Source organism: Proteiniclasticum sp. C24MP (assembly GCF_043951855.1).
In the GTDB taxonomy this organism is placed as follows: domain Bacteria; phylum Bacillota; class Clostridia; order Clostridiales; family Clostridiaceae; genus Proteiniclasticum.
Genome location: NZ_JBINJW010000001.1, coordinates 93,590 through 118,761, shown reverse-complemented (window position 1 = coordinate 118,761; position 25,172 = coordinate 93,590). Strand labels below are relative to the sequence as shown.

Annotated in this window: 30 protein-coding genes and 1 pseudogene; 29 read left to right on the top strand and 2 right to left on the bottom strand. The window is 44.6% G+C overall.

Annotated features, from left to right (window positions below; all coding sequences use genetic code 11):
- The first annotated feature begins 115 nt into the window (after positions 1–115).
- From ACHAL6_RS00635 to ACHAL6_RS00495, 29 genes and pseudogenes are all read left to right on the top strand, one after another.
- Positions 116–412 (top strand): VRR-NUC domain-containing protein, encoded by a 297-nt coding sequence (locus ACHAL6_RS00635; protein ID WP_395268177.1) that lies wholly within the window; start codon positions 116–118, stop codon positions 410–412.
- A pseudogene (locus ACHAL6_RS00630) lies at positions 402–1,769 on the top strand (SNF2-related protein). The gene ACHAL6_RS00635 and the pseudogene ACHAL6_RS00630 overlap by 11 nt, the downstream one beginning before the upstream one ends.
- Positions 1,766–2,263: a hypothetical protein gene (locus tag ACHAL6_RS00625; protein ID WP_395268176.1), complete on the top strand. Its 498-nt coding sequence runs from the start codon at positions 1,766–1,768 to the stop codon at positions 2,261–2,263. The pseudogene ACHAL6_RS00630 and the gene ACHAL6_RS00625 overlap by 4 nt, the downstream one beginning before the upstream one ends.
- A 171-nt stretch (positions 2,264–2,434) precedes the next feature.
- The gene (locus ACHAL6_RS00620; protein WP_395268175.1) at positions 2,435–2,818 is read left to right on the top strand and encodes an HNH endonuclease; all 384 of its coding nucleotides are present in this window, start codon (positions 2,435–2,437) and stop codon (positions 2,816–2,818) included.
- A 247-nt stretch (positions 2,819–3,065) separates the two neighbouring features.
- A complete protein-coding gene (locus ACHAL6_RS00615) occupies positions 3,066–3,545 on the top strand; it encodes a phage terminase small subunit P27 family (protein ID WP_395268174.1) in 480 nt (159 codons plus the stop codon).
- Positions 3,529–5,253, top strand: coding sequence for a terminase large subunit (locus ACHAL6_RS00610; RefSeq protein ID WP_395268173.1), 1,725 nt, complete (start codon positions 3,529–3,531; stop codon positions 5,251–5,253). Before ACHAL6_RS00615 ends, ACHAL6_RS00610 begins: the two co-directional genes overlap by 17 nt.
- 74 nt (positions 5,254–5,327) lie before the next feature.
- Positions 5,328–6,629 (top strand): phage portal protein, encoded by a 1,302-nt coding sequence (locus ACHAL6_RS00605; protein WP_395268172.1) that lies wholly within the window; start codon positions 5,328–5,330, stop codon positions 6,627–6,629.
- Entirely contained in the window at positions 6,578–7,369 is a 792-nt protein-coding gene (locus tag ACHAL6_RS00600; protein WP_395268170.1) for a hypothetical protein, read from the top strand. Before ACHAL6_RS00605 ends, ACHAL6_RS00600 begins: the two co-directional genes overlap by 52 nt.
- Positions 7,370–8,569 (top strand): phage major capsid protein, encoded by a 1,200-nt coding sequence (locus ACHAL6_RS00595; protein ID WP_395268168.1) that lies wholly within the window; start codon positions 7,370–7,372, stop codon positions 8,567–8,569. It begins immediately after the preceding gene.
- A gap of 25 nt (positions 8,570–8,594) precedes the next feature.
- Positions 8,595–8,888, top strand: coding sequence for a hypothetical protein (locus ACHAL6_RS00590; protein ID WP_395268167.1), 294 nt, complete (start codon positions 8,595–8,597; stop codon positions 8,886–8,888).
- Positions 8,885–9,190, top strand: coding sequence for a phage head closure protein (locus ACHAL6_RS00585; protein ID WP_395268166.1), 306 nt, complete (start codon positions 8,885–8,887; stop codon positions 9,188–9,190). The genes ACHAL6_RS00590 and ACHAL6_RS00585 overlap by 4 nt, the downstream gene beginning before the upstream one ends.
- A 1-nt stretch (position 9,191) precedes the next feature.
- Positions 9,192–9,587 (top strand): HK97 gp10 family phage protein, encoded by a 396-nt coding sequence (locus ACHAL6_RS00580; RefSeq protein ID WP_395268165.1) that lies wholly within the window; start codon positions 9,192–9,194, stop codon positions 9,585–9,587.
- Complete coding sequence (locus ACHAL6_RS00575) at positions 9,577–9,891, top strand: hypothetical protein (RefSeq protein WP_395268164.1); 315 nt, start codon at positions 9,577–9,579, stop codon at positions 9,889–9,891. Before ACHAL6_RS00580 ends, ACHAL6_RS00575 begins: the two co-directional genes overlap by 11 nt.
- Positions 9,892–9,896: 5 nt before the next feature.
- Positions 9,897–10,457, top strand: a complete 561-nt coding sequence (locus ACHAL6_RS00570) for a hypothetical protein (RefSeq protein ID WP_395268163.1) — start codon at positions 9,897–9,899, stop codon at positions 10,455–10,457.
- Positions 10,458–10,475: 18 nt separating this feature from the next.
- Positions 10,476–10,796: a hypothetical protein gene (locus tag ACHAL6_RS00565; RefSeq protein ID WP_395268162.1), complete on the top strand. Its 321-nt coding sequence runs from the start codon at positions 10,476–10,478 to the stop codon at positions 10,794–10,796.
- Between the two features lie 77 nt (positions 10,797–10,873).
- Positions 10,874–11,083: a hypothetical protein gene (locus ACHAL6_RS00560; protein ID WP_395268161.1), complete on the top strand. Its 210-nt coding sequence runs from the start codon at positions 10,874–10,876 to the stop codon at positions 11,081–11,083.
- Between the two features lie 44 nt (positions 11,084–11,127).
- Positions 11,128–13,608 carry a hypothetical protein gene (locus ACHAL6_RS00555; protein WP_395268160.1) on the top strand — a complete coding sequence of 827 codons (2,481 nt, stop codon included), beginning with the start codon at positions 11,128–11,130 and terminating at the stop codon, positions 13,606–13,608.
- Positions 13,609–14,265: a hypothetical protein gene (locus tag ACHAL6_RS00550; protein ID WP_395268158.1), complete on the top strand. Its 657-nt coding sequence runs from the start codon at positions 13,609–13,611 to the stop codon at positions 14,263–14,265.
- The gene (locus ACHAL6_RS00545; protein WP_395268157.1) at positions 14,266–17,526 is read left to right on the top strand and encodes a phage tail spike protein; all 3,261 of its coding nucleotides are present in this window, start codon (positions 14,266–14,268) and stop codon (positions 17,524–17,526) included.
- Position 17,527: 1 nt separating this feature from the next.
- On the top strand, positions 17,528–19,546 hold the full coding sequence (locus ACHAL6_RS00540) for a DUF859 family phage minor structural protein (protein WP_395268156.1): 2,019 nt from the start codon (positions 17,528–17,530) through the stop codon (positions 19,544–19,546).
- Complete coding sequence (locus ACHAL6_RS00535) at positions 19,543–19,824, top strand: hypothetical protein (protein ID WP_395268155.1); 282 nt, start codon at positions 19,543–19,545, stop codon at positions 19,822–19,824. Before ACHAL6_RS00540 ends, ACHAL6_RS00535 begins: the two co-directional genes overlap by 4 nt.
- Positions 19,799–19,948 (top strand): hypothetical protein, encoded by a 150-nt coding sequence (locus tag ACHAL6_RS00530; protein ID WP_395268154.1) that lies wholly within the window; start codon positions 19,799–19,801, stop codon positions 19,946–19,948. Before ACHAL6_RS00535 ends, ACHAL6_RS00530 begins: the two co-directional genes overlap by 26 nt.
- A gap of 51 nt (positions 19,949–19,999) precedes the next feature.
- Positions 20,000–20,353 (top strand): hypothetical protein, encoded by a 354-nt coding sequence (locus tag ACHAL6_RS00525; RefSeq protein ID WP_395268153.1) that lies wholly within the window; start codon positions 20,000–20,002, stop codon positions 20,351–20,353.
- A gap of 3 nt (positions 20,354–20,356) precedes the next feature.
- Complete coding sequence (locus ACHAL6_RS00520; protein WP_395268152.1) at positions 20,357–20,719, top strand: phage holin, LLH family; 363 nt, start codon at positions 20,357–20,359, stop codon at positions 20,717–20,719.
- 2 nt (positions 20,720–20,721) lie between these two features.
- Positions 20,722–21,735, top strand: a complete 1,014-nt coding sequence (locus ACHAL6_RS00515; protein WP_395268151.1) for a peptidoglycan-binding protein — start codon at positions 20,722–20,724, stop codon at positions 21,733–21,735.
- A gap of 2 nt (positions 21,736–21,737) precedes the next feature.
- The gene (locus ACHAL6_RS00510) at positions 21,738–22,088 is read left to right on the top strand and encodes a hypothetical protein (RefSeq protein WP_395268150.1); all 351 of its coding nucleotides are present in this window, start codon (positions 21,738–21,740) and stop codon (positions 22,086–22,088) included.
- A gap of 133 nt (positions 22,089–22,221) precedes the next feature.
- On the top strand, positions 22,222–23,283 hold the full coding sequence (locus ACHAL6_RS00505) for a hypothetical protein (RefSeq protein WP_395268149.1): 1,062 nt from the start codon (positions 22,222–22,224) through the stop codon (positions 23,281–23,283).
- Entirely contained in the window at positions 23,240–23,614 is a 375-nt protein-coding gene (locus ACHAL6_RS00500; RefSeq protein WP_395268148.1) for a hypothetical protein, read from the top strand. Before ACHAL6_RS00505 ends, ACHAL6_RS00500 begins: the two co-directional genes overlap by 44 nt.
- Positions 23,611–24,294, top strand: a complete 684-nt coding sequence (locus ACHAL6_RS00495; RefSeq protein WP_395268147.1) for an acetylglutamate semialdehyde dehydrogenase — start codon at positions 23,611–23,613, stop codon at positions 24,292–24,294. Before ACHAL6_RS00500 ends, ACHAL6_RS00495 begins: the two co-directional genes overlap by 4 nt.
- Positions 24,295–24,377: 83 nt before the next feature.
- On the opposite strand, the gene ACHAL6_RS00490 is transcribed toward ACHAL6_RS00495, so the two are convergent.
- Positions 24,378–24,527 carry a hypothetical protein gene (locus ACHAL6_RS00490; protein ID WP_395268146.1) on the bottom strand — a complete coding sequence of 50 codons (150 nt, stop codon included), beginning with the start codon at positions 24,525–24,527 and terminating at the stop codon, positions 24,378–24,380.
- Between the two features lie 124 nt (positions 24,528–24,651).
- The gene (locus tag ACHAL6_RS00485) at positions 24,652–25,050 is read right to left on the bottom strand and encodes a hypothetical protein (RefSeq protein ID WP_395268145.1); all 399 of its coding nucleotides are present in this window, start codon (positions 25,048–25,050) and stop codon (positions 24,652–24,654) included.
- Positions 25,051–25,172: the final 122 nt, after the last annotated feature.

Here is a 25,172-nt window from a genome sequence, read left to right as displayed (position 1 = left end):
TTAATACGTGTATATAGGGGTATATATAGGGGGTTACACCCTATTATGCGTACTACTTACAGAAATTCTGTTGACATTGTTGACACCCGTAAAAAATGGACAGCCAGGAGGAGAGATGAGAGAGTCAAAAGTAGAAAAATACCTAAAGGAAAAAGTCGAACAATTAGACGGAATGTACCTTAAATTTTCGTCTATTGGCACAAATGGGGTACCGGACCGGATTGTCATTCTGGACCATAAAGTTTATTTTGTGGAGCTGAAGGCTACGGGAAAAACACCGAGAAAACTCCAGAAATACATACATGCTGAAATGCTTAAACGGGGATTCAAGGTTTATGTCATAGACAGTTTTGAAGGTGCCATAGAATTCATGAATTCCATACAAAGGGGAGGTGATCACCATGAGGTATAAACCACACACATATCAGGAAACAGCGTTAAACCATATCATCGAAAACGATGCTGCGGGGCTCTTTCTTGATATGGGATAGCTAGGTATGGGAAAAACGGTCACAACACTGACCGCAGTAGACCAGCTGATGAATGACTACCTGGAAGTGGATAAGGTTCTTGTGATCGCACCGCTGAGAGTTGCGGAAGACACCTGGAGCCGTGAAACTGAAAAATGGGATCATCTGAAGCATCTGAAAATCGCAAAAATCCTTGGACCGGAAAAGCAGAGATTGTCAGCACTTCAGGAAGAAGCCGATGTCTACATTATCAACCGAGAAAATACGGAGTGGCTTGTAAGCACCTTGGGACTGAAATGGGATTTTGACATGGTGGTGATTGATGAACTTTCAAGCTTCAAGTCACACACCTCAAAAAGGTTCAAGGCCCTGAAGAAGGTACGGCCACTGATCAAAAGGATTGTTGGTCTGACTGGAACTCCAGCTCCCAACGGTTACATGGATATATGGGCAGAGATTTATCTTCTTGATCGAGGAGAGAGACTAGGGAAAAACATCACAGCCTACAGACAGGAATATTTCTACACTGTCCAGAGACCCGGATTCCAGCTATACAAGATCAGAGAGGGCAGTGAAGAGAGAATAAACGACCAGATCAAGGACATCTGCATCTCCATGAAGGCCCGAGATTATCTGAAACTGAAAGAGCCATTATTCATAAATGTTCCAGCGACTCTGACAAGAGAAGAATATAAGACCTATAAAGAAATGGAAAAAGATGCCATCCTTCAGCTGGAAGAAGGGACAATCACAGCACTGAATGCGGCAGCCGTAGCAGGAAAGCTTCTTCAGATAGCAAACGGAGCTGTATACGACACCGAAGGAAACCATATAAGGATCCATGACAGAAAACTCGATGTCCTGGAGGATCTGGTTGAAGCGGCGAACGGAAAACCGGTTCTGGTGTTCTATAGCTTCAAACATGATTTCGAACGGATCATGAAGAGATTCCCAAAGGCGCAGAAACTGGAAACATCCGAAGACATCAGAAAATGGAATGCAGGAAAAGCGCCGATCATGCTGGCCCATCCAGCCAGTACCGGACATGGGCTGAATCTCCAGGATGGTGGAAACATCATCGTGTGGTTTGGGCTGAACTGGTCACTGGAATTATATCAGCAGGCCAACGCCAGACTGCATAGACAGGGCCAGAGGGAAGGAGTTATTATCCATCACATCATATCAGAAGGAACCATCGATGAAAGAGTGCTGCAGGTACTCCAGGGAAAAAACAACAGGCAAGAGGCATTGCTTGAGGCCCTGAAAGCAATGAAAGCTGAGATAGGGGGTCCGACATGAGCATGAAAGCAGAAAGGGGGCTACCAATGCAGAAGAATGAAGATTCAGGCGAAGATACAGTATTCCACAGAAAGAAGAAGTTTTTAAAAAGGTATCAGAGAATACTGAAGAAGATAGAGAGACTGGATGAGAAAATAGGAGAAATAGAAGGCCAGCTTACATCCGTACAGAGTCAGAGAATAACGGACATGCCTAGAGGCGGACAACCCGTCTCTGCAGCGGAGCTGATATCAGATCGGGATGAGACAAGAATCAGGAAGGCAGCGCTTCTCGAGCAGGCCAAAGAAATCAGAATGGAAATATACATGGCCCTTGATACCCTGGAGGACTACAGAGAGGTGGAGGTGCTGGAGCTGTTCTTCATTTACTGCATGGACCTGGAAGAAATATCAGACAAGATGGGCTATACCATAAGACACACCATCAGGTTCTACAGCAGCGCTATACGCAATCTTGATGAGGATGTCACAAACGTGTCAGTAAAATGTCAGTAACGTGTCATTAACAGAGACAACAATACAGGTGTAAGATGATAGTGTCCAGAATTGGATGGAACAGTGGCGCGTTCATGGTATACTTCCTCCGAATTGAGAGACCCATCAGGCATTACGCAGCAGCCTTGGGTCTCTTTTACTTTGTCTTGAAACCAGGAAAGGATGATCGATATGCTTTTGAAATCATGCAGGAAATGCGGCAGGGTGATACCCTACCCCAAGACATACTGCGACAGCTGTCAGCCCTTGATGGAAGAACAGAAGAAGGTCAATGAGAAGTTGAGTGAACAGCGTTACAACAAGAACAGGAAGATCCGGAAAGACCCCAGGTATGCGAAGTTCTACAAGAGTAAGGAGTGGCGTACACTATCTCGTGTTTATCTGAGAGATCATCAGTACAAGTGTGAGCAGTGCAATAAGATAGCAACAGAAGTACATCATGTAGTACCTATACAGACCGAAGACGGCTGGACCAGACGATTGGACTATGAGAACCTGGAAGCTGTCTGCATAAACTGTCATAACGACAAGCATAAGAGATTCACTGTCAGATAACACAAAGCAAATACCGACACCGCTTAAGGCCTCTAGGAGCCTCTGTGAGAGGTTTTGTTTTTAGACAGGGAATTACACGGTGAATAAGTTTTGAACCTGACATGGTCAGGAGGTAGACCCCAGGGGGTGGTTCTAAAAGTATGAGAGTGGCCCAGAGGAACGGTGCAGGTGCCTGTCCTGTAGAAAAATCCCCTTTTTTGAAACATATTCAGCAACGCGCATAACAGGCATGGAGGAGGTGGGGAATGTGGGTGGAAGAGCAGCACAGCCTATAGCTTTGATAAAAGCAAAGGGAAAGACACACATGTCAAAAGCTCAGATGAAGGAACGCGAGGAACATGAAATCAAAGTCGACATGACCGATGTGAAGCCTCCGGCCTATCTAACGGCAAAGCAGAAAAGAACTTTCACGGAGATCTCCGGAAAACTCATGAAAATCGGGATCATGACAGAATTGGATGAAGACACGCTGGCTCGATACCTTGTAGCACATGATCAGTATATTCAAGCTCTGAGAATGTATAAAAGTGCAGTCAGAGCAAATGAAGGTATTGATGTACTTGATAAGATATCAAGAATGCAGGACAGATATGCAAAGCAGTGCAGGTCCATGGCAAGCGATCTCGGTCTCACGATCACATCCAGGGCGAAATTAGTGGTGCCAAAGACCGAACCTCCGAAGGAAAATAAGTTCTTGGCGAAGTTCGGTGGTGGTTCAGCTGGATAGAGTAACAGAACATGCCTTATCTGTGGTAAGGGGCGAAACTCCTTCTGGAATTCTTCATAAACTTGCCTGTAAAAGGCATCTGAACGACCTGGACAGACAGAAGACGACTAAATTTCCATTTTATTGGGATGTTGAAGCTGCTGAAAGGGTACTTGAATACGCGGAAACCCTGACAATCGCTGAAGGTGATGAGCCCAGACCGGTAAAATTGATTCCGGAGCAGTGTTTTGACATCGGGAGCAGGTTCGGATGGAAAAAATTAAACGGGTATCGTCGATTCAGGCGATCTTATAAGTCTGTAGCAAGGCAGAACGGTAAAACATTTGAGAATGGAATCATGGGGACCTATGTAGCAGGATTTTCAGGATACAATTACGGAAAGCTGTTCACGGTGGCCACGAAGAAACGACAGGCACGACTGGCCTGGGAAGAAATGTCGAAATTCATTAACGTGGATGAAGATCTTGGTCAGATATTTGACGTGAAAGACTATAAGTCACTGATTGAGTGCAGCACGACAAAGTGCACTATAGAGGCACTATCGAAGGAATCTGGACTGGATGACGGTTTCAGATCTTTATTTTCCAGCATAGATGAGCTGCATCAGCACCGAGATAACAGAGTATATAAAGCCATTTATAACGGAACCAGGGCCCTAAATGAAACTTTAGTCTCCATGATCACGACTCGAGGAGACAAACTTAACTCCTTCTGCAAAGATATGGACGATTATTGTGTAAAGATCCTCAAAGGTGTAGCAACCGCAGAGGATTTTTTTGTTGACATTTATTCCCTCGACCCGGAGGACAACCCCTGGGAAGAGGAGAACTGGATCAAAGCCAATCCGTATCTTGCAAGGACAGAACAAGGACTTGAAACTCTACGTACCGATGCGGAAACAGCGAAAGACATGGGAGGAACAGATCTTAGAGACTTTCTTACGAAGGCTTTAAATGTATGGGTCAACAATCCAGAGAATGGATTCATCGATGTGGAAAAATGGGCCGAAAACGGAACCGAGAGGACACTCGAAAGCTTCCGATGCAGACCGTGCTGGGTAGGACTAGACCTCTCCTCCGGAGGGGATTTAACCACTCTTCACCTCGAATTTGAGGAAGAGGGGGAGAAGACATGGAACTACTCGCACAGCTTCATGCCGAGAGGCAGATTGGAAGAACACATTGGAACAGATCTGGCACCTTATGATATCTGGGAATCCATGGAGCTCATTACAGTTACAGGAGGATCCAGTGACTATAAAAATGACTACAAGTTCATAATCAAGCATCTTCGGGATTTACAGAAAGAGTATGATCTCACATTCCTGGGAATCGGAGTCGACCCTCACAATGCCGATGGGATACTAAGCGATCTAGAGGACTTCGGATGTCCTGTGCTGATTGTTACGCAGTCAGCAAGAAATCTGAACGATGCGACGGTAGACATACAGCTTCTGGTCAAATCCAAACAGTACGAATACAACCAGAATAACGAGCTCTTAACCTGGAGCTTCACAAATGCGCGGGTAGTAAAGAACAGCTTTGATGAAATCAAGGTAGACAAAGAGCCACGCGCTAAATTCAAGAGAATTGACCCTGTCGATGCAGCCATTGACGCACACGCCGTGAAACTTAAATTCAAGGAAAAGGAAGTGGTGGATGTTGGAACGGAACTCGACAACTATCTCAAAAAGATGGGATGGGCATAGCCCCAGGAGGTGATCAATTATCTCCCAGTCGCCGGGTGGAGCGACCATCTGTATAACAAGAAACGAGGTGAAACATGAATATTTTTAAAAGATTAAACAAGGCATTCAAGGCTCTCACGACATCCACGGATGACATGACCATGGAACAGCTTCTGGATTTCCTGGGGCTGGCAGACACGCCATCCGACGCTCTGTCAGAGGCCACATACTTCGCCTGCCTCAAAGTATTAGGAGAAGGAGTCGGAAAGCTGCCATTAAAGCTTCTGACATACACCGATAGAAACGGCGTAAGAACCGCCCGTGAACATCCTTTATACAGCGTCCTCAACAGACGACCGAACCCCTATATGACCAGTTCCACTTTCTGGAGCACAGTCGAATACAACCGAAATCACCACGGGAATGCTTATGTTCTGATTTCAGGAGCAGGAAGCAAAACGCAGCTCTGGATACTGGAGAGTGAGAAGGTTACGGTCTGGTATGACGACGCTAAGCTTTTAAACAAAGTCCCTGATATCTACTACGTATACACCAAAGGCGGAAAGAGATACACCTTCTCATCTGAGGAGATTCTCCATTTCAAGACTTCCAACACCTTCGATGGAGTGGTCGGAATATCCGTCAAGGATCAGCTGAAAGCGACAATCTCCGGAAATGCCAAGGCGCAGGAGCTGGTCAATAAAATGTACGACAGTGGATTCACCGCGAAAGCCGTGCTGCAGTATACCGGTTCTCTTTCCGATGACAATGCCAAGAAATTCAGTAAGGGCATTGAGGAATATATGACCGGAAAACTAAGCGCAGAAGGCATCGAGAATATCATCCCTGTTCCTTTAGGTTCCACCCTTACGCCTCTCAACATCAAGCTTGCGGATAACCAGTTCATAGAGGTGAAGCAGTACAGCGCACTGCAGATCGCATCTGCTTTTGGGATAAAGCCATATCAGATTGGCGACTACACCAAAGCGAGTTATGCTTCAGCCGAAGCGCAGCAGCTCTCATTCTATGTTGATACCCTTCTCTTCATCATCAAGCAGTATGAAGAGGAAATCACATACAAGCTTCTCAGCAATGATGAAATCGGTGATGGCTATCACTTTAAATTCAATACAGCTGTCATTTTGAGAGCTGACCAGGAGACTCAGATCAACACATTAAGTACAGCTGTAAACAGCTTTATTTATACACCGAACGAGGCCCGAAATCTGCTCGACCTGGAAGACAGGGACGGCGGCGATCAGCTTCTCGGAAACGGCGCAAGCATACCGATACAGTTTGCAGGCGCTCAATATACAAATATTGATGGAAAGGAGGAAACAAAGGAATGGATAAGGAAAATTCTGAAAGAGATGGCATCGGAATCGAGCACGGCGTAATCATGAAAGCAGCTCAAGTCTCCACACTGGCTGTGACGGACAAAGAGCTGAACAAGATCAATAAGCTGACTCTCGAGCCCCTCAAGGCCGAGGATGTCTTTATTTTCAAAGTGGCCATGTGTGACAACGAAATCGACCGCACAAGTGAAGTCTTTCCACTGGCCAGCCTGAAGAAGATGCAGAAGCTTTTCATCGGAAAGACGATGATCAAGGACCACATGCGAAGATCTGACAACCAAGTCGCACGAATCTACGATACCGAGCTGCAGGCCAGTGACAACGAAGTCACAAAAATCAATGAGGTCTACACTCAGCTCGTGGCCCACTGCTACATGCTCGACAGCGACGCAAACAAAGGACTCATAGCCGACATCAAAGGCGGCATCAAGAAAGAAGTCTCGGTAGGACTTAGAGTCAATAAGGCCCTCTGCTCCATCTGTGGAACGGATAACGCGAAACAGTGGTGTAAGCATTACCCTGGCCAGGAATATGACAAACAGATCTGTCATTTCAGCCTGGAGGACCCTAATGATGCGTATGAGGTTTCATTTGTTGCAGTCCCAGCCCAGCAGAGAGCCGGAACCACTAAAAACTATGGTGGAAAGCCTGTAAAAGAAGCCCCTTCCGACACGTTACCCGAACAGAATACCGACGCTGACGCAGTGGATATCAGGTTCAAGGACCTCGATATCTTTTTATTTATAAATAAAACCACACAAGTGGAAGGAGAGAATGAGTAAATGAACAAGAAAATGAGAGAATTACTTGCAAAAATGGAGCAGAAAAGAACTCTGGCTAAGGCTTTCAGTGAGGGCGAAAACAAAGATCTCGAGAAAGCGAAAGGAGTCTTAGATGAAATCGATGAGCTCAAGAAGGAATACGAGATCGAGAAGCGTCTATTCGAGTCCGAAAAGGCCGACAATGAACCGGATGAAGAAGCGGTTAAAAATTCCACCGTAGATAAATCCAAGGGTGAGCCTGACAAGAAAGACGCCGTGAAGGAATTCGCAGAGGCGGCCAGAATGGGATTCAAGGTCAAAAAGACCATGACCGAAGGCACTCCTGCTGATGGTGGATACACCGTACCCGACGACATCCAGACCAAGATCAACGAGTATAAGACTGCAAAGTCTTCCCTGCTTGACCTGGTAACCGTCGAAAAGGTTTCAACTCCAACCGGATCCAGGACTTTCAAGGCAAGAGCTAATCAGACAGGATTCGCCAAGGTCGGAGAAGGCGGAAAGATCGGTGCTAAGGCAACACCTCAGTTCACCAGACTGTCCTATGAGATTGAAAAGTACGCTGGATACTTCCCAGTAACCAACGAACTTCTGGCGGATTCCGACGCAAATATCGCAAACGCAATCGTGGCATGGATCGGTGATGAATCCAGAGTAACAGCCAACCAGCTGATTCTGGCTGAAATCAACACCAAGGCCGCAGTAGAGCTGGATGGAATCGACGACATCAAGAAGGCTCTGAATGTGACTCTAGGGTCCGCTTTCAAGGCGACTTCCGTAATCGTGACAAACGACGACGGTCTGCAGTACCTTGACACCCTGAAGGATCTGGAAGGAAACTACCTGCTTTCTGCAAACCCATCCAATCCTATGGACCTGAGACTTTCAGCCGGAGCAACGTCCGTACCGGTTAAGGTTTATCCAAATGCGGATCTGCCAACTGCCATCGAGGATGTCACTCTGAACCAGCTGATCCCATTCATCATCGGTGACCTTAAGGAAGGTATCGTGTACTGGGACAGAGCACAGGTATCCATCGCAAGTTCTAATGTTGCAGTAGTCGGAGCAGACGCAACTGCACTGAACGCATTCGAAGAAGATATTACAATCTTCAGAGCAATCGAGCGTGAGGACGTAACCAAGAGAGACGAGGCCGCATATGTAAACGGCTATATCTCCATCGCTCCTGCTCAGGGCTAGTATTTTGAAAGGAGGGATCCGATAAATGCCAACTTTACAAGACGTTAAGGATTACCTCGGGATAGATTACACGGATGCAGCCACGGACCGAAGGCTGACAAAAACCATAAGCGTGGCCGGAAAGTTCCTGGAAGGATCCTTGGGAGTCGGATACCCCCTCGACGACCCTCGGGTCCATGAGCTGGCGCTTATTGTCATCGCTGACCTTTATGACAACCACACTATGACCGAAAAGGTCAGCGGTAATATCCGCCGCCTTGTCGCAGATTTCAGCCTTCAGGTGAAGCTGGATATGAGAGAGGAAAGTGAGACGGTATGATTTACAAGCGTCCTATAAGCATCGAAAAATTGAACCCTGGCACTGAAGAGTGGGAGACTTATCTCCCGCTGCTTCATGCCAACATCAATAAGAAAAAGCCAGACAACGAATATCTGAATGCCGGCGCTCTTCAGAGCCAAGCAGAAAAAGTATTCAGAATCCGATATAATCCAGCTCTGAAAGCCATAGATGGCAACACGCAGCTTTATCGTATTGTTTACGACAATAGACACTATAATATCGTGGATTATGACGATTTCGAAGAAAGACACAAAGAAGTCAGGCTGTTGGGAGTGACGTGATATGGCAAATAAGACCATTAAGCCCTCTCAGCTTGGAGAAGAAATCATGGATCAGCTGGACCTTTATCACCAGGACGTCATCGACACTATGAAAGCCGAAACCACAAAGAGCATGAAAAGCCTTGTCAAGAAGACCAAGGCGCAGAAATACAAGCGTGATTCAGGTAAATTCAGACGCGCGATCACCTCCAGGAAGCTACGAGAAACAGACAAGATGCTAATTGAGGAGTGGTATGTCAGAGCACCCCATTACCGATTGGCACACCTTCTGGAACACGGGCATCTTACGGCTAAAGGAAACCGAACAGTAGCATATGGGTTTATAGGATCAGCGACGGAAGAAGTTACGCAAGAATACCTGAAGAATCTGAAGGAGGCAATCAAAAATGGTAAGTGATATTTTAACAGCAGCAGGAGTGCTGCATAAAGAAGTCCGATTCATACAGCCTCCGGATGGAACATATGCAGTATGGTTTGACACCGTGGAAGCCCGAGGATCCGATGATAAAGTTCTGATATTTGAGCATTCATCGACCATTGAATTGTACGCGGTTCAGATTGATACAGCAGCCGAGAATAACATCGAGAATCAATTCGCACTCAGAGCCTTAGAATACGAAAAATCGGACCGGCTATGGCTCAAGGATGAGATGAGGTTCATGACCATCTACTCATTCGACTATATCGAGAAAAGGAGATAAGCAAAATGGCAAAAAGAGATAAAGAAGTCATCACTCTAGGCTCAGGTAAACTTTATATTTTAGAGTTTGCAAAGGGCGAGACCCTGCCTACAGATGAAGTCCTCGAAGTCGAGGAAAATCGTGTAGGTGAAATCAAAGGAGGAGCTTCTCTGGAGTATACTGCTGAGACGTATACGGCCAAGGACGACCTCGGAAACGTAGAAAAAACCATCGTGACAAATGAAGAAGTTCTTCTCAAGTCCGGGATTATGACCTGGAATGGCCAGACTCTAGCTCAGCTCAGCGCAACTGCCAGAGTAACTGAAGCCGCTGGAAAGAGAACACTGAAAATCGGAGGTCTAAAGAATCAGTCTGGGAAAATGTATCTGGTCAGATTCTTACATGAAGATCCGATTGATGGAGACGTTCGAATTTCAATTGTCGGGCAGAATCAGGCCGGGTTCACTCTCGCGTTTGCAAAAGATGCTGAAACAGTGGTGGATGCCGAGTTCAAAGCGAACCCCGCGGTTGATAATGAGGGAACCCTGGTCATCATTGAAGAGGAAATACCAGTAGCAGCAGGCTAATTTAAGGAGGAATAAACCATGTTCGATATGCGACAACTTAATGTAAGGTACTTCGAGGTACGCCTTCAAAATGGTATGAAGCTAGACGTTGAGCCACCAAAGCTCAAAGTGCTTAAAACGATCAGCGAGATGGCCAAAATAGAAAGAGAAACCATCACGAATGAGGGTGATGTATTCACACGTCTAGCTGAAGCCATATCTAAGGCCCTCAGCAAAAATAAGCAGCAGAAGAAGATCACAACCGATTTCGTCCTGGACACCATGAACATTGACGAAATGCAGGGACTTCTCAAGGCCTATTTTGACTGGGTCGGAAACATACAATATTCAAAAAACTAGAGGTCCCTTATTACCCGAAAACTAGGGAGAATAAGGGACAGCATGAATGGTTCATATATACTATCCAGGAAAAAACAGTGAGCGATTACACCGGGCTCACTTTCAGAGAGATAGAGGATCTCGATATGGTCGAGTTCTACTGCTACGTCAGAGATGCGAGGATCTACAACCTCATGCAGACAGAGGAAGGACAGGAATATCTCGAAAACGCATGGCGCATTAAACAGACTGCTCCCGACAGACAGCGCCTACGCGACAAAAAGAACGGGAAGCAGGGGACATCATGACGGTGTCCTCTTTTTTTATTTTCAACCGAAAAGAGGTGAAATAAATGGCCAAATCAAAAGTATCCGGAATCACCGTCGAGATTGGGGGCGATACCACCAATCTGGGGAAAGCAATCGGATCCGTCAACACGAAAACCAGAGATCTCCAAAGAGAGCTTAAAGGGGTCGAAACGCTTCTGAAAATGGACCCCGGAAACGTGGAGCTCATCGCGCAGAAGCAGGAAATTCTGAATGAAACCATCGAGCAGACCCGAAAAAAGCTGGATGTTCTTAAAACCGCACAGCGTGAAGTCCAGTCGCAGTTTGATAAAGGTGAGATTACAGCGGAACAGTACCGAGACTTTCAGAGAGAGCTTATCGTAACCGAGCAGAAGCTCGGAAAGCTTGAAGAACAGGCGGATGAATTCAATACCACCGGTCAGAAGGCTGAAGATGTAGCCGAAGCCGTCGAAGATGTCGGGAAAGAAGCTAAAGACACCGGAAAAGAGACTCTGAAACTTGGAGATATCATCAAGGCAAACCTCATCAGTGAGGCAATCATCGGCGGGGTCAAAAAGTTAGGTGGAGCCATTAAAGGCTTGGCAACCGGACTATGGGATCTCGGAAAAAGCGCCGTAGAAGGATATGCCGAAACCCAGCAGCTTGTAGGTGGTGTTGAAACCATATTCAAGGACAGCTCGGACGAGGTACAGAAGTACGCCAAAGAGGCTTATAAGACTTCGGGTATTTCAGCGAATGAATACATGGCGCAGGTTACTTCCTTCAGTGCAAGTCTTATTCAGTCTTTGGACGGTGATACGGCAGCCGCGGCAAAAGTGGCCGACATGGCGATTGTTGACATGGCAGACAACGCCAATAAAATGGGTTCGAATATTACGGATATTCAGAACGCTTATCAGGGATTCGCCAAACAGAACTACACTATGCTTGATAACCTGAAGCTCGGCTATGGCGGAACTAAGGGAGAGATGGAAAGGCTCTTGGAAGATGCCACCGCACTCTCAGGGATCGAATATGACATAAGTAATCTCAATGACGTGTATGAAGCGATTCACGTGATACAGACAGAACTTGACATCACCGGTACTACATCAAAAGAAGCCAGTGAAACAATTTCCGGATCCATCACTCAGGCCAAGTCAGCATATACTAACTTTGTGGCAGGCTTAGCCGATGAAAACGCAAATATTGAGGATTTGGCGGTCAGCTTAAGTGAGAGCATCACAGGGGTAATTGCGAATTTAGCGCCAGTCATTGAGAAAATTGTTGAAAGTCTGTTCGATGTTTTACCAACATTGACCGACTCTCTAATGAGCATCGTGGATGAGCTTCTTCCACTGATTCTTGAGTTTATGGCTCAGATCATTCCGAAACTGGCAGACGTTTTATTAGGAGAAATCGGTCTTTTGATTGAAACAGTGTGGCAGATTATAAATACTCTTGTCACGGCAATCATGGACAACCTTCCTGCATTGGTCGCCATCGGGTCAGATCTGCTCATGAACATTATCAGAGGAATAACCGTCATTCTACCCGAGCTTTTAGTCGCAGCACTTGCTATTATTACCTCACTGGCGCAGGCCCTCATAGACGATCTACCGTTTTTATTCACGGTTGCAATCGATATGATAATGACACTAGCGGACGGACTCATAGAGAGTTTACCGACCCTCATTCCCGCTGCTGTTGAAGCCATTCTGACGGTTGTGGAAAGTTTAATAAACAATATCGACATGCTTATAGATGCAGCGATAGAAATCATGATGGCTCTGGCAAACGGACTTATCAGCGCCATGCCGAGACTTATGGAAAAGGCACCTGTGATCATCGCGAAACTTGTGGAGGCCCTCAGTAGAAATATGCCTAAAATAGTAGAAGCTGCCGTCACGATCGTCGTGATGCTTGCCGTCGGACTTATTAAGGCTTTACCCCAGCTTATTGCTCAGATACCGACTTTAATCAGGGCCATTGTCACTGCATTCAAAAATTACAACTGGCTCACGATCGGTTCAGCCATTATTGATGGGATCAAGAAAGGAATCGGAAACGCAGCTAAAGGTCTGGCCAACGCCGCAGTCAATGCTGCAAAAGCCGCCTTTAACGGGATGAAGAAATTTCTTGGAATCCATTCTCCATCGACTAAAGCAAGGGATGAACTCGGTAAAATGCTGCCGCAAGGTATGGCCATCGGTATCAAGGCCGATACCACCAAAGCAGTGGATGCCATGGACGATCTGTCTATGCAGGTTATGGATGCGGGACAGCCGGAAATGGTCAACATGATGAACGGGAATCCGCTTGTCAGTCCAAGTTCACAGCTTGAAAGCGTAAGATCCAGCCTCGGAGACAATGGAAGCCTAGCGGGAAAGATAGACTCCATGATCGCAATTCTGGCTCAATATCTTCCACATCTTGAAGACGAGATGCAGATTGTCATGGACAATGGCGCCTTAGTCGGACAGCTGGCGCCTGGAATAAACCGTGAGCTGGGTAGAAACAGCTCAAGAAGGGAGAGAGGAATCTAAATGGGCAGAGGATTATTCATAGACAACATTCACACTTATACCGACTGGGGTCTCATTCTCACCGCTCAGGAGATGCAGCCTCCCAAAGTTAAAACAAAATACATCGAAAAGCCTCTAGGCGACGGGTCCATCGATTTGACGGAAGCCATAATCGGAGACGTCGCATACGAGGATAGAAAAGGCACTTTCGAGTTTGATCTCCTGGTCCCACCCGAGAACAGAGCCGGCCTGGTTTCCGCCATGGGGTCTTATATCCATGGCAGGAAAAGAAAGCTCATTCTACCGGACGATCTGGATCATTACTACTACGGACGAATGGCCCTCAGCAGTTTTGTAGCGCAAGGGCTGATCGGAAAACTTGAGATAGAGATAGTATGCGACCCTTACAAATACAAGCTGGACCCGACGGTGAAAAGCGGGTCAATCGGAACCGGTGGATCAGTAACCGTGATCTGCACAAACAGTCGAAAACAAGTCATTCCAGAGATAACCGTAAGTGCTGCCGTGACGATTGTTTTTAATGGAAACAGCTATAGTGTAAGTCCTGGAACATGGAAACTCACGAATATAATCTTTGTGGAAGGGCAGAACGAGCTGACGATCACCGGCGCGGCAGGAACAACTTATAGCATCGAGTACCAGGAAGGGGCGATCTAAATGTACACAATAAAACTGGACGGACAGCTTCTATGGGACCCTCGAGTGGAAGAACTCGAAATCGACGAACCCAAAGTGAAACTGGAAGTCAATAAAGCAGGATCTCTCACTTTCAGGATTTATCCCACACATCCTCTATATAATCAGATCGGAAAATTGAAATCAGTCATAGAGGTTTATCAGGACAGCGTTCTCATTTTCCGAGGGCGTCCTCTTGATGACGGACTGGACACATGGAATGTGAAAGAGATCATTTGCGAAGGGGATCTTGCTCTTTTTAATGACAGCATCGTCAGACCTTACGAGTTTAATGGAACCATAATTGATTATTTATCCATGCTTATAACCAATCACAACGCACAGGCGGGGCCCGAAAAACAGTTCAACCTTGGGAATGTCACGGTGACGGATCCGAATAATTACATCGTTCGAGCCAGCTCTGACTACCCCAAGACCTGGAAAGAGATGGAGGATAAACTTCTATCACTTCTTGGGGGGTACCTGATCATACGACGAACAGGAGACCAAAACTATCTTGATTATCTGGAGGATTCAAGCTATCTCAGCGGGCAGGTGATCCAGCTCGGAGAAAATCTTCTGAAGGTCAACCAGGAGCGCAGAGGTGAAGATATCGCAACCGCCATTATTCCGATAGGCGTCGAAATCGAGAACGAGGACGGCAGCAAATACCGGGTGGACATAAAAACAGTAAATAACGACGTGGATTATGTATATAACCAGGAAGCGGTCGACACCTATGGGTGGATATTCAAAAAGGTGGAGTTTCAAGACGTTACAGAGCCCTCAAATCTGCTCACGAAAGCGAATCAGACGCTAGCACAGTCAATACTACTCCTGAACACAATAGAGCTCACAGCGGTCGATTTAAGCATGATGGACGTCAACATAGATGAGATTAGGATATTTGAGTACGTCGAAGTGGCCAGTATTCCGCATCAGCTCGAAGACATGTATCTGGTCAGAAAAATGGATATGGATCTGACCAATCCCGAAAACAACACGATTACCGTAGGAGCCGATTATACGAGCTTAACTGAAAAGCAGTTCCAGACTCAAAAAGCTATCGAGACCATTCAGCTCACACCTGGCCCACCAGGACCTCAAGGTCCAAAAGGGGATCAGGGAGAGCAAGGTCTGCAAGGACTGCAAGGTCCACAAGGCGACCAGGGCATACCTGGCCCAATCGGACCCCAGGGTGAACCCAGTTACACACATATAGCTTATGCAAACAGCGCAGACGGAACGGTGGACTTCTCGACAAGTGACTCTAGTCGTGACTACATTGGTATGTATACAGACTCTATTCCTACAGATAGTTCAAATCCGGCCGTTTACCACTGGACACACGTCAAAGGTGCTGATGGTTCACAAGGTATTCAAGGACCGCAAGGACCAGATGGGCAGACATCTTATTTGCATATAGCATATGCAGACAACGCGACCGGAACATCCGGGTTCTCGACAACTGATAGCGTTGGAAAGACATACATCGGTCAATATACCGACTTCACTGCTGCCGATTCCACGGATCCATCCAAGTACGCGTGGACACTCATCAAGGGAGATAAAGGTGATACTGGAGCTCAAGGTCCTCAAGGAGTCCAAGGTCCATCAGGCCCTACACTTTATACATGGATCAAATATGCTGATACTCCAACAACTGGAATGAGTGACACTCCGACAGGAAAGACGTATATAGGGCTGGCTTATAACAAAACAACCTCGACAGAGAGCAGTAACTATTCCGATTACAGCTGGAGTTTAATCAAGGGAGATCAGGGACCGGAAGGACCTCAAGGGCCTCAAGGGCAGACATTATACACCTGGATCAAATATTCAGCTGCCGCCGATGGAACGAATCTCACAGACAACCCCACCGGAGCAAAATATATAGGTATAGCCTATAACAAGACGAGCCCAACTGAAAGTATAAACAAGGCCGATTATACCTGGAGTCTTATCGAAGGTCCCCAAGGTGACCAGGGACCACAGGGTATCCAGGGACCAGCTGGTCCTACATTATATACTTGGGTCAAGTACGCTGATACACCTACAAGTGGTATGAGCAATTTCCCGGACGGAAAGACGTATATGGGGATTGCCTACAATAAAACCACAGCGACCGAGTCCTCAACTTATGCTGATTACACATGGTCCCTCATAAAAGGCGCACAGGGTGATCAGGGAATCCAAGGACCTACAGGCCCTCAAGGAAATCCAACTTACACATGGGTTAAATATGCCGATACGGATACTGGTTCAGGGATGAGTGACAGCCCAACGGGAAAGAGGTTCTTAGGCTTGGCGCATAACAAGACCACAGCATCGGAAAGCACCAATCCTGCAGACTATAACTGGTCTCCGCTTTATGACAATGTTCAAGTGGGTGGGAGGAATTTAGTCATTAGAAGCGGCGAAATGGAAGATTATTTACTAGGTTTATCAGGCACAATTCAAGCGAGTAATGGAAACGCCGTAATGGCCGAATATATTTCAGTCACACCCGGAGAAGTTTTGACATTTACAAAGCAAACATCGTCTACAACTGATAACTACTGGCGATATGCGTGGTACGATGCCGACAAAGTATATATCGCTCGAACGCCAAACACGTCGAATTTGTTTCAATGGAATGTACCAGCAAATGCTTATTTCATTAGGGCTTCATATCCTATGGACGCCTATCCTAAAATTGAACGAGGCAACATAGCCACGGACTGGACACCAGCACCGGAGGATGAGAGACAACATACGGAAGATGTTGTGAACAGTGCTACAACAGCCCTGAATAACTCAATAACGGAAAGTGCGGAAGAGGTCACACGAACCATGTCAGAGACATACATCAGCCAGTCGGCTTTTGAAACTTATAAGGAAGATGTTTCGTTGGCCATCAGCCAGACAGCTAAAGATTTCAATCTTGAGTTTACAACGTATGAGGAATGGCTTACCACAGTAGACGGAGATACCAAAGCTGAATTTCAGGAGATTAAGAAACACATCCGGTTCGTTGATGGAAAGATCGTACTAGGACAGATGAATAATCCTTTCATCCTGGAAATCAGAAATGACCGAATCAGCTTTGTCCAGAATGGAGTAGAAGTGGCCTATCTCAGCAATGAAGCAGATACACAGAAGCTATTCATAAACGACGGTCAGATACTGAAAAGTTTAAGAATCGGAAACTTCGCATTCGTACCACGAGAAATAGGCAATTTAAGTTTTAGGAAGGTGACGTAATATGGCAAGTATCTTATGGACAAGTGGAATATCAAATGCACCAACGGTAGAACTAATTGTCACTCAGCAGTCCCAGGACATAAGTGGAAACTACTCAGTTCTCGCTTATAGCCTCATTATTCATAGACCTTACAATGTTTCATCAACCGCTTCAAAGTCCTATAGCATTAAAATAAACAATGTTACCGTTGCAAATGGAACAACGACAATAGGTGGAAGCGGTGACAAAACCATTTATTCAGGAACAACGAAGGTCTACCATAATTCGGATGGAACAAAAACAGGTGTGCCTTTAAGTTTTTATATGGATATTGGACTTCAATGGTCAGGTTCTTACACCGGAAACGCCAGTGGATCAGGAACGATGAACCTCACTACAATCCCTCGAGCTTCAACCGGATCCTTGTCTGATGCAACCCCGAACCTTGGTGATGCCATAACGATCAATATCGCCAGAGCATCAACCGCCTTCACCCATGATGTCTATGTCGACTGGTACGCAGGCACTTGGACCAAGCTCACAACAAGCGGAAAAGTTGCCACCTCGCTGGCGTGGACTGTTCCGAAAAACTATGCCAATAGCATCCCGGACAGTACATCAGGAAACGGTCGAATCCTCATAGAGACTTATAACGGCGGCACTCTGATTGGGTCAGATGTTATAAGCTTTACTGCAAGCGTACCAAACACTATCGAGTTCAAACCGACGATCACTCAGGTGGCCATAGCTGAGGCGGTAGCAGGACTGGCGGCTCAATTTGCAGCATATGTTCAGAGCAGATCTAAGTTGGCCATTAATATTGCAGCTTCTGGAGCGTACGGGAGTTCTATTACACACTATAGAACAGCGGTCTTAGGATCGATTTATAATGGGAACCCGGTCACGACGGCGGAGTTGACTTCTGCTGGGACCATTCCCATTGTAGTAACCGTAACCGACAGCCGAGGCAGATCAGCAACATACAACACATCAGTGAGCGTCGTGGAGTACTATACACCAGAAATCGAGAACTTCAATGTATTGAGAGCCACATCTGCTGGAGTAGAGGATGGGGATGATGGAGTTTATCTGAAAGCACTAATGAAATTCAGTGTAGCTCCAGTAGGAAACAAGAACACAAAAAACTATAAACTGGAGTACAAGCTTCAGAATTCTTCAACATGGAGTACACTCACTACCGGGTCGGCTTATGTATTTGATTCATCCTATCTTTCAACAAGTGGGATTTTGAACCTGGACTTCACTTATGATGTAAGACTCACCCTAACCGATTATTTCGGATCAGTGTCACAAATCTTCCAGGTGAGCGCAGGCTTCACCCTTCTAGACTTTGCAGCGAACGGTCGAGGCTTGGCCATAGGTAAAGTTTACGAGGGATTGGCGATGCTGGAACTCTTCGGAGACATGCTCATTCAGAACAGAGGTCTGGACACAAAACTATTACTGGAGCAGCTGCAAGGAAATGCAGGATTAGAAATCGGCAATCCGAATCTGATAGGGTACGCCTATATTGACTTTCACTCTGGAGGACAAGGGACAGACCGTGATGCTCGAATAATTGTCAGCGGTGGAGATGGTGCGGATGAGCAGGGGGCCATGGACATCCGAGTCAAGAATCTAAATCTCACCACAGAATCAGCGAAGGTGAGCGGTAATCCTTTGTGGCATAACGGAGTCATAGAAGAAGGCGAAAACGCCAACGGTAAGTATACGAAGTTTCCTGATGGAACCATGATATGTAGAGGCTCAATAGCCGGTAGTCTTTCCAGTACCAGTGCATTAGGTGGTGGAGGCTACAGGACATCAACGATTGTCAGAAACTTTCCAGCGCTTTTTGCTGAGGAACCTGCGGTCACATGTTCAATGAGAGACGGGAATAACGACTCTGTAGGGGCGATGGTGGCAGCGCATCCTTCAAATCCTTCTGGTCAATGCTATGCCCAGTGGAGAACAGTAAACAGTCAGGCTGCCGTTGTTCGAAGCGTAGATTACATTGCGGTAGGGAGGTGGTTCCTGTGATAAATATAATTCAAAGCCCCCAGAGATCAGAAAAGAAGATCAGTCATATCATAGATGGTGATGTATTAAGCGTGACAATCGATGGTGTGACAGAAGACTTTGATTTCTCAGATCTTCCGGAAGGATACCTTGAAGAGATTGTACCTGAGATTCTACTGACGAATCCTATTTTATCTGCTGAGAAAACAGGAGATAACATCATTATCATACTGACCCGATATTATAGTGAAGATGAGAAGGGAGCGTTTGAAAGTGGCGAAGATCAAATGGAAGGCTAAAGAAGAGAAAGATAAAGATCAGAATGAACGGGATAAATTCAAGGGGAAAGACTTCAAGACTTTATCCCGGAAAGAAAAAGATGAAATACTTGAAAAAATAGCCCGTCAAATGGGGTTATTGTAAGGATCTTCCAAATCGGAAGGTCCTTTTAAAATGCAATACTGGAGGTGGCAAATGGAACACAAATGCAGTAAAGAAGGAGAAATTGCAGCCCTCAAAGAGAACGTGATTAATCTCTATAAAAAACACGATGCGCACGATAAACGGATGGAGAAGATTGAAAACAAGACCGATGCGCAATACGAAATGGCCAAATCCATAGCAGTTATGGCCGAGAAGATGACAACGATCAGCGAGGATGTCAAAGAAGTCAAAGCGGATGTAACTGCACTTAAGAAAGAGGTCAGAGAAAAACGAGAGGGGGCCTTGGAAACAAAGATCAACGTATGGGAAAAGTACAAGTCCCATATCATCACTCTGATTATTACCGCCGTAGTAACTTATTACCTTTTACAGATAGGAGGATAAAACATGGAAGAATTAATGAACCATATCACCCCGTACATCATGATCATACTTACTGCCATCGCAGGATACCTGGCCACGAAAATCAAAGTCTTCTTCGATTCGAAGATCGATAAGGACAACCAGGAAAGACTCCTGGAATTTATCGCGGCCACTGTCGAGTTCGTCGAGCAGATAGGTATTGATCTTCGGCCGGAAGAAAAATTTGAGCTGGCCAAGTCGAAGATTTTAATATGGATCAATCAGAAAGGCATTACCGTAACCGAGGAGGAGCTGGAAGTTTTAATAGAGGCATTCGTCCATAATCTCACGCTCAGCTCTCACAATAAACCAGAGTCGCTACCACTCGAAATCACCAAGGAGGTATAGTCATGGATCTCAGAAAACAGATTCTTACAAAAAACAACTGCTATAAAGCAGGCGTGAAGCAGGAAGTAAAAGGGGTGCTCTGGCACTCCACCGGTGCAAAAAACCCCAAGCTCTCCCGATACGTACCAGACGACGGGAACCTCGGACCAAACCGATACAATAACCACTGGGACCAGCCTAAGCCCGGGAACCGAAATGTCTGCGTCCACGCTTTCATTGGTAAAGACAAGAACGGCGACGTGCAGATCTATCAGACGCTGCCATTCGATATCGAAGCCTGGGGATCAGGAAAAGGAACCAAGGGTTCAGCGAATGAAATGGGATACGTCCAGTTCGAGATCTGTGAGGACGACCTCAAGGATCCGAAATACTTCGCTGAGGTTTACAAACTAGGAGTGGAGTTCACTGCATATTTGGCCAAGATCTACGGCTTCAAGATCACGAACACCAGCGTGCTGGATCACAGCGGCGCTCACAAGCTCGGGATAGCATCAAATCACGGCGATGTCATGCATTGGTTCAAACTTTACGGTAAGACCATGGACGACGTCAGGAAGGACGCGCAAGCACTTCTCTTAGAGAAACCTGCTATAAAACCTTCTTATCCAGCTCTAAAATATGGCAGCAAGGGGGAGGACGTAAAGACGCTTCAGGCTAACCTCATCAAGCTTGGATTCTCACCAGCTGATGGAAAAGTTGACGGTTCCTATGGTGTGCTTACAAGAGCCGCAGTAGTGAAATACCAGAAAGCCAGAAGGATCCTGGTAGATGGCAAGGCAGGACCACAGACTCACGCCAGCATCGAAAAGGACCTGGAAAAGATCAGTGAAAAAGATTTTCTGGCCAGGATTACAGCCGATGCCCTTAATGTCAGAAAAGGCCCTGGAGTCAAGAACCCGGTAAGGACCGTGGTCAGAAAGAACGAGGTCTTCACCATCGTGGATGAGGAAGCTGGATGGGGAAAACTGAAAAGCGGCGCAGGCTGGATATCTCTAGACTTTACCGAGAGAGTATAGCTATGAAAGTAGTAGAGGGTGACAGAGTAAACTACGTAGGAGATGAATACACTGATCTAGGAGTAGGAGAGGTGCAGCACTTGGTTAACTCCGTAATCCTGGTGTACTTTAAAAAACCTAAGCTGCTGCTCAAGCTGAAAGAAGAAGATGTGGCTCTGGTTGAGAAAGTGAGCCTGAATCTGCTTATGGAGGACTTCGACGACCTAGCTCAGGAGGCCTTGGAAAATCTTATGGAGGAGTTCGAAGATCCGATGGTAAACGTTTTTGTGCGATCCACCGGAAATGACCTCATAGACAGAATTAAAGATCTACTGGCTTGGAAAATGGAGGAGAATTGTCCGGAGGATAAATAGAATAGATACAAAGTAAGAAGCACTCCGAAAAGGGTGCTTTTTTTTGTTGACGTGTAGTAGGTACTTGATATATAATAATAAATCGCTTATGCTTAACTAAATACAAAATAATTTATTAATATGGGGGGAATCAATGGATTATAAAATTTATGTTGAGTACTTGCAAAACACAGTTAGGAAATACTCATTTAAACAACTGAAATTTATTCTGAAACAAATGATTAAAGCAGAAATTGCATTTTCAGGTCAAGTTCCAATACAACTAGCAGGTGAGGATGCCCTTGATATTACCGATATGGATTATGAACTTGCACTTCTTAAGATAATACGTGAGAGGAAAAGAGGTGTGAAAGAGTTTGAAAAATGGGAATTTATTAAGGACTATAAGTATTCTATCCCATTCGAGATAGACAACTACAGTAGTACTGTGCCGTCGATTTTAAACCAAATTCCGATTATTGATACAACTGAGGAGAATTATATACATAAGGATTTAGTTTCTCCGGTTAGATATACTGTTGATGACATCGATTTACTTAAGTATAGCTTTTCTTTTTCTGCCTACAACTCGACAACAGGGGAAGAAGAACTTCTGAAATATCCGGTTGTTATTGCATTTCATAATAACCTTGAAGTTATTGAAATAAGATTTGATACTTTGCGAATGCCCTTTAAAGATAATAATCCTATGTTCTATTCAAGTTTGGTAAAGATAATCCGTGATAATTTTAAAAGTACATATGGTTTAGAGTTATCTCCGATAGACCTTATGTTCTTACATACTATTGCCAAAGAAAATGGTGATGTCAAACTAATTGGACAAAGTATGAATTTATCTTCAGGAGGGAGAGCAGAGCTTAATGTTGGTAAAAATGAAGATTATATATTACCTTTTATCGGAGAACTTCAAGATTTAATAAAAGATCATGAAGAAGATTTGCATAAATTTCCAGAGCTTGAAAATGCACTCAATAATTTTATTTTCGAAATAGAAGAAATGTCTGAATATCCATGGTTTGAATTGCTTTGGGAAAACGAGACAAAAACCAGAAGTATCCACGTAAAAATAGTGACTAGATACATGGATGAAAATTATTGTTTGATTCAACATTACTATAGCAATGTTTTGATAGGAATGGAGAGGATGAATAATGTTGTCAAATATATCAGTTCCAATAGAGAGGATTGTAAGTAAGTATATCCAAGACGAAAAGAAAGTTCAAGATATATCTAACTTTCTTAAATTTTATAAAAGTAGAAGCTGGATTTATCCTGGTGTCCTAAAACGCAGGTATGGCATCAGTATTATTGATGTTTATAAGTTCCTAGGTGATTTAGAAGAAGCTGGATACATAAAAGGCTATTACGAAATATATTGCGGCACTTGTAATAGGCATAGTGGATTGGAAGAAGTATTTGAAACTCTCGCTTCAATTCCGGAAACTTTAGAATGTGAAAACTGCGGATCAGAAATTCTCTCGTTACACAATGCGATTTTAATTTATAAAGTCTTGGGTGAAAAATGAATAGTAATGGACTTAATTTTATAGAGATTGCCGAAGAAATAAATGCGCATTTTTCTTATAGAGAAATAAGCAAGATGACTGATGAACAAAAGAAGTTATACATAGAAAAGCTTGAACACTTCAAAAGAGTTAATTCTAGCGCTTGTACTACCACAGAAAAAGGGGAGTCCCTAGAAGATCTTGTTACTTATCTTCTAGAGATATATGATAGATATTTTGATGTGGTTAATAGCGTAAGAACTGGAACAAATGAGATTGATCAGTTTATATCTTCGAAACAATTTATGAAGATGCTAATCTCATATGGTTTGATTGATGCTAGATTAGAGAGTTTTTTATGTGAGTGTAAGAACTATTCAAAGAAAGTTGATGTAACATACGTTGGTAAATTTGCTAGTCTCTTATTAACTTCTTCAAAGAAACTAGGGATTCTTTTCTCATACAAGGGTATCACTGGATCAAAGTGGAGTGATGCAAGCGGTTTAGTTAAAAAATTTTATCTCAGTAAAGAGAATGTTGAGGCTAGGTATTGCATTATAGATTTCAATATATCTGACTTTGAACTAGTTAAAAATGGAGTTCCATTTTTTGAAATTATACATTCCAAAATTGAATCACTTCAAATGGATACTACATTCGCTACATATATAAGCCAGCATCCTGCTGAGTTGAAGTTATAGTTCTTATATTATCATCTAGCCGGTAACCCCGGCTTATTTTTTTGCGTAAAAAACCCCACACTCCATTGTGCAGGGTCTATAGATTACACCAGCATATTTTTATCTCTGTTCACCAATAACCACAGAATGTAGTTATTGAGGGAACGATATTGTTCGTCTGCTTCTTTTCTTAATTCATTCGTGAGATCTTCAGGTAAGGATAAGAGAATCTTGGTAAATTCAGGTTTAGTCATTATGTTCCTCCTCGATGCAATAAAGTAACCCTGCACCAGGATGGTGTTATGCGACGATGCAGGGTGATAGGGGTTGTCTATCAGATAAAATTATAGCATGAGAGGCAAGAGAAATCACCACAAATTAAGAGGTTCTTACCATTAATGATGTAAATTCATTGTTCTCGTCATAATATCCCATTATTATTTTATCGTTCTCATTTAGTTTTTTATTATCAAAGAATTCAAGGACTTGTTTCTTTGAATAGCTCTCAATTAAAGTATCACTCTCAGCCCATTCATTATACTTATCTTTTACCAAAACGGCGTAAGAAGTCAGATTGATCCTGTCGCCAGAACCACCTTCCCATCCAATAATATCCTCGCCTTCATCCAGCATCTTTCTGATGAAATGCATAATATACTGATCTTCTGGGATGATTTCATCTACATCCTCACCAGCAACTACAATAGAGAATTTGTTTAAAGTATTGCTATACTGTCTTTCTTCAATCACATATCCATTTCGATTCCACGTGTTCATTTCTATTCCTCCCTGGCTTATTATGCTTGAAATTGTTCTTTCATATATTTTAACATAAATAGTAATCGATTACGTTTAATGGTATACTATTATAAAAATATATAGGAGGTCATCACGCATGC

Bases quoted from the DNA above. Each gene is read 5' to 3' on its own strand.
- ACHAL6_RS00635 (WP_395268177.1), top strand. From the start codon at position 116: ATGAGAGAGTCAAAAGTAGAAAAATACCTAAAGGAAAAAGTCGAACAA.
- ACHAL6_RS00625 (WP_395268176.1), top strand. From the start codon at position 1,766: ATGAGCATGAAAGCAGAAAGGGGGCTACCAATGCAGAAGAATGAAGAT.
- ACHAL6_RS00620 (WP_395268175.1), top strand. From the start codon at position 2,435: ATGCTTTTGAAATCATGCAGGAAATGCGGCAGGGTGATACCCTACCCC.
- ACHAL6_RS00605 (WP_395268172.1), top strand. From the start codon at position 5,328: ATGAATATTTTTAAAAGATTAAACAAGGCATTCAAGGCTCTCACGACA.
- ACHAL6_RS00600 (WP_395268170.1), top strand. From the start codon at position 6,578: ATGGATAAGGAAAATTCTGAAAGAGATGGCATCGGAATCGAGCACGGC.
- ACHAL6_RS00595 (WP_395268168.1), top strand. From the start codon at position 7,370: ATGAACAAGAAAATGAGAGAATTACTTGCAAAAATGGAGCAGAAAAGA.
- ACHAL6_RS00590 (WP_395268167.1), top strand. From the start codon at position 8,595: ATGCCAACTTTACAAGACGTTAAGGATTACCTCGGGATAGATTACACG.
- ACHAL6_RS00585 (WP_395268166.1), top strand. From the start codon at position 8,885: ATGATTTACAAGCGTCCTATAAGCATCGAAAAATTGAACCCTGGCACT.
- ACHAL6_RS00580 (WP_395268165.1), top strand. From the start codon at position 9,192: ATGGCAAATAAGACCATTAAGCCCTCTCAGCTTGGAGAAGAAATCATG.
- ACHAL6_RS00575 (WP_395268164.1), top strand. From the start codon at position 9,577: ATGGTAAGTGATATTTTAACAGCAGCAGGAGTGCTGCATAAAGAAGTC.
- ACHAL6_RS00570 (WP_395268163.1), top strand. From the start codon at position 9,897: ATGGCAAAAAGAGATAAAGAAGTCATCACTCTAGGCTCAGGTAAACTT.
- ACHAL6_RS00565 (WP_395268162.1), top strand. From the start codon at position 10,476: ATGTTCGATATGCGACAACTTAATGTAAGGTACTTCGAGGTACGCCTT.
- ACHAL6_RS00555 (WP_395268160.1), top strand. From the start codon at position 11,128: ATGGCCAAATCAAAAGTATCCGGAATCACCGTCGAGATTGGGGGCGAT.
- ACHAL6_RS00550 (WP_395268158.1), top strand. From the start codon at position 13,609: ATGGGCAGAGGATTATTCATAGACAACATTCACACTTATACCGACTGG.
- ACHAL6_RS00545 (WP_395268157.1), top strand. From the start codon at position 14,266: ATGTACACAATAAAACTGGACGGACAGCTTCTATGGGACCCTCGAGTG.
- ACHAL6_RS00540 (WP_395268156.1), top strand. From the start codon at position 17,528: ATGGCAAGTATCTTATGGACAAGTGGAATATCAAATGCACCAACGGTA.
- ACHAL6_RS00525 (WP_395268153.1), top strand. From the start codon at position 20,000: ATGGAACACAAATGCAGTAAAGAAGGAGAAATTGCAGCCCTCAAAGAG.
- ACHAL6_RS00520 (WP_395268152.1), top strand. From the start codon at position 20,357: ATGGAAGAATTAATGAACCATATCACCCCGTACATCATGATCATACTT.
- ACHAL6_RS00515 (WP_395268151.1), top strand. From the start codon at position 20,722: ATGGATCTCAGAAAACAGATTCTTACAAAAAACAACTGCTATAAAGCA.
- ACHAL6_RS00510 (WP_395268150.1), top strand. From the start codon at position 21,738: ATGAAAGTAGTAGAGGGTGACAGAGTAAACTACGTAGGAGATGAATAC.
- ACHAL6_RS00505 (WP_395268149.1), top strand. From the start codon at position 22,222: ATGGATTATAAAATTTATGTTGAGTACTTGCAAAACACAGTTAGGAAA.
- ACHAL6_RS00500 (WP_395268148.1), top strand. From the start codon at position 23,240: ATGTTGTCAAATATATCAGTTCCAATAGAGAGGATTGTAAGTAAGTAT.
- ACHAL6_RS00495 (WP_395268147.1), top strand. From the start codon at position 23,611: ATGAATAGTAATGGACTTAATTTTATAGAGATTGCCGAAGAAATAAAT.
- ACHAL6_RS00490 (WP_395268146.1), bottom strand. From the start codon at position 24,527: ATGACTAAACCTGAATTTACCAAGATTCTCTTATCCTTACCTGAAGAT.
- ACHAL6_RS00485 (WP_395268145.1), bottom strand. From the start codon at position 25,050: ATGAACACGTGGAATCGAAATGGATATGTGATTGAAGAAAGACAGTAT.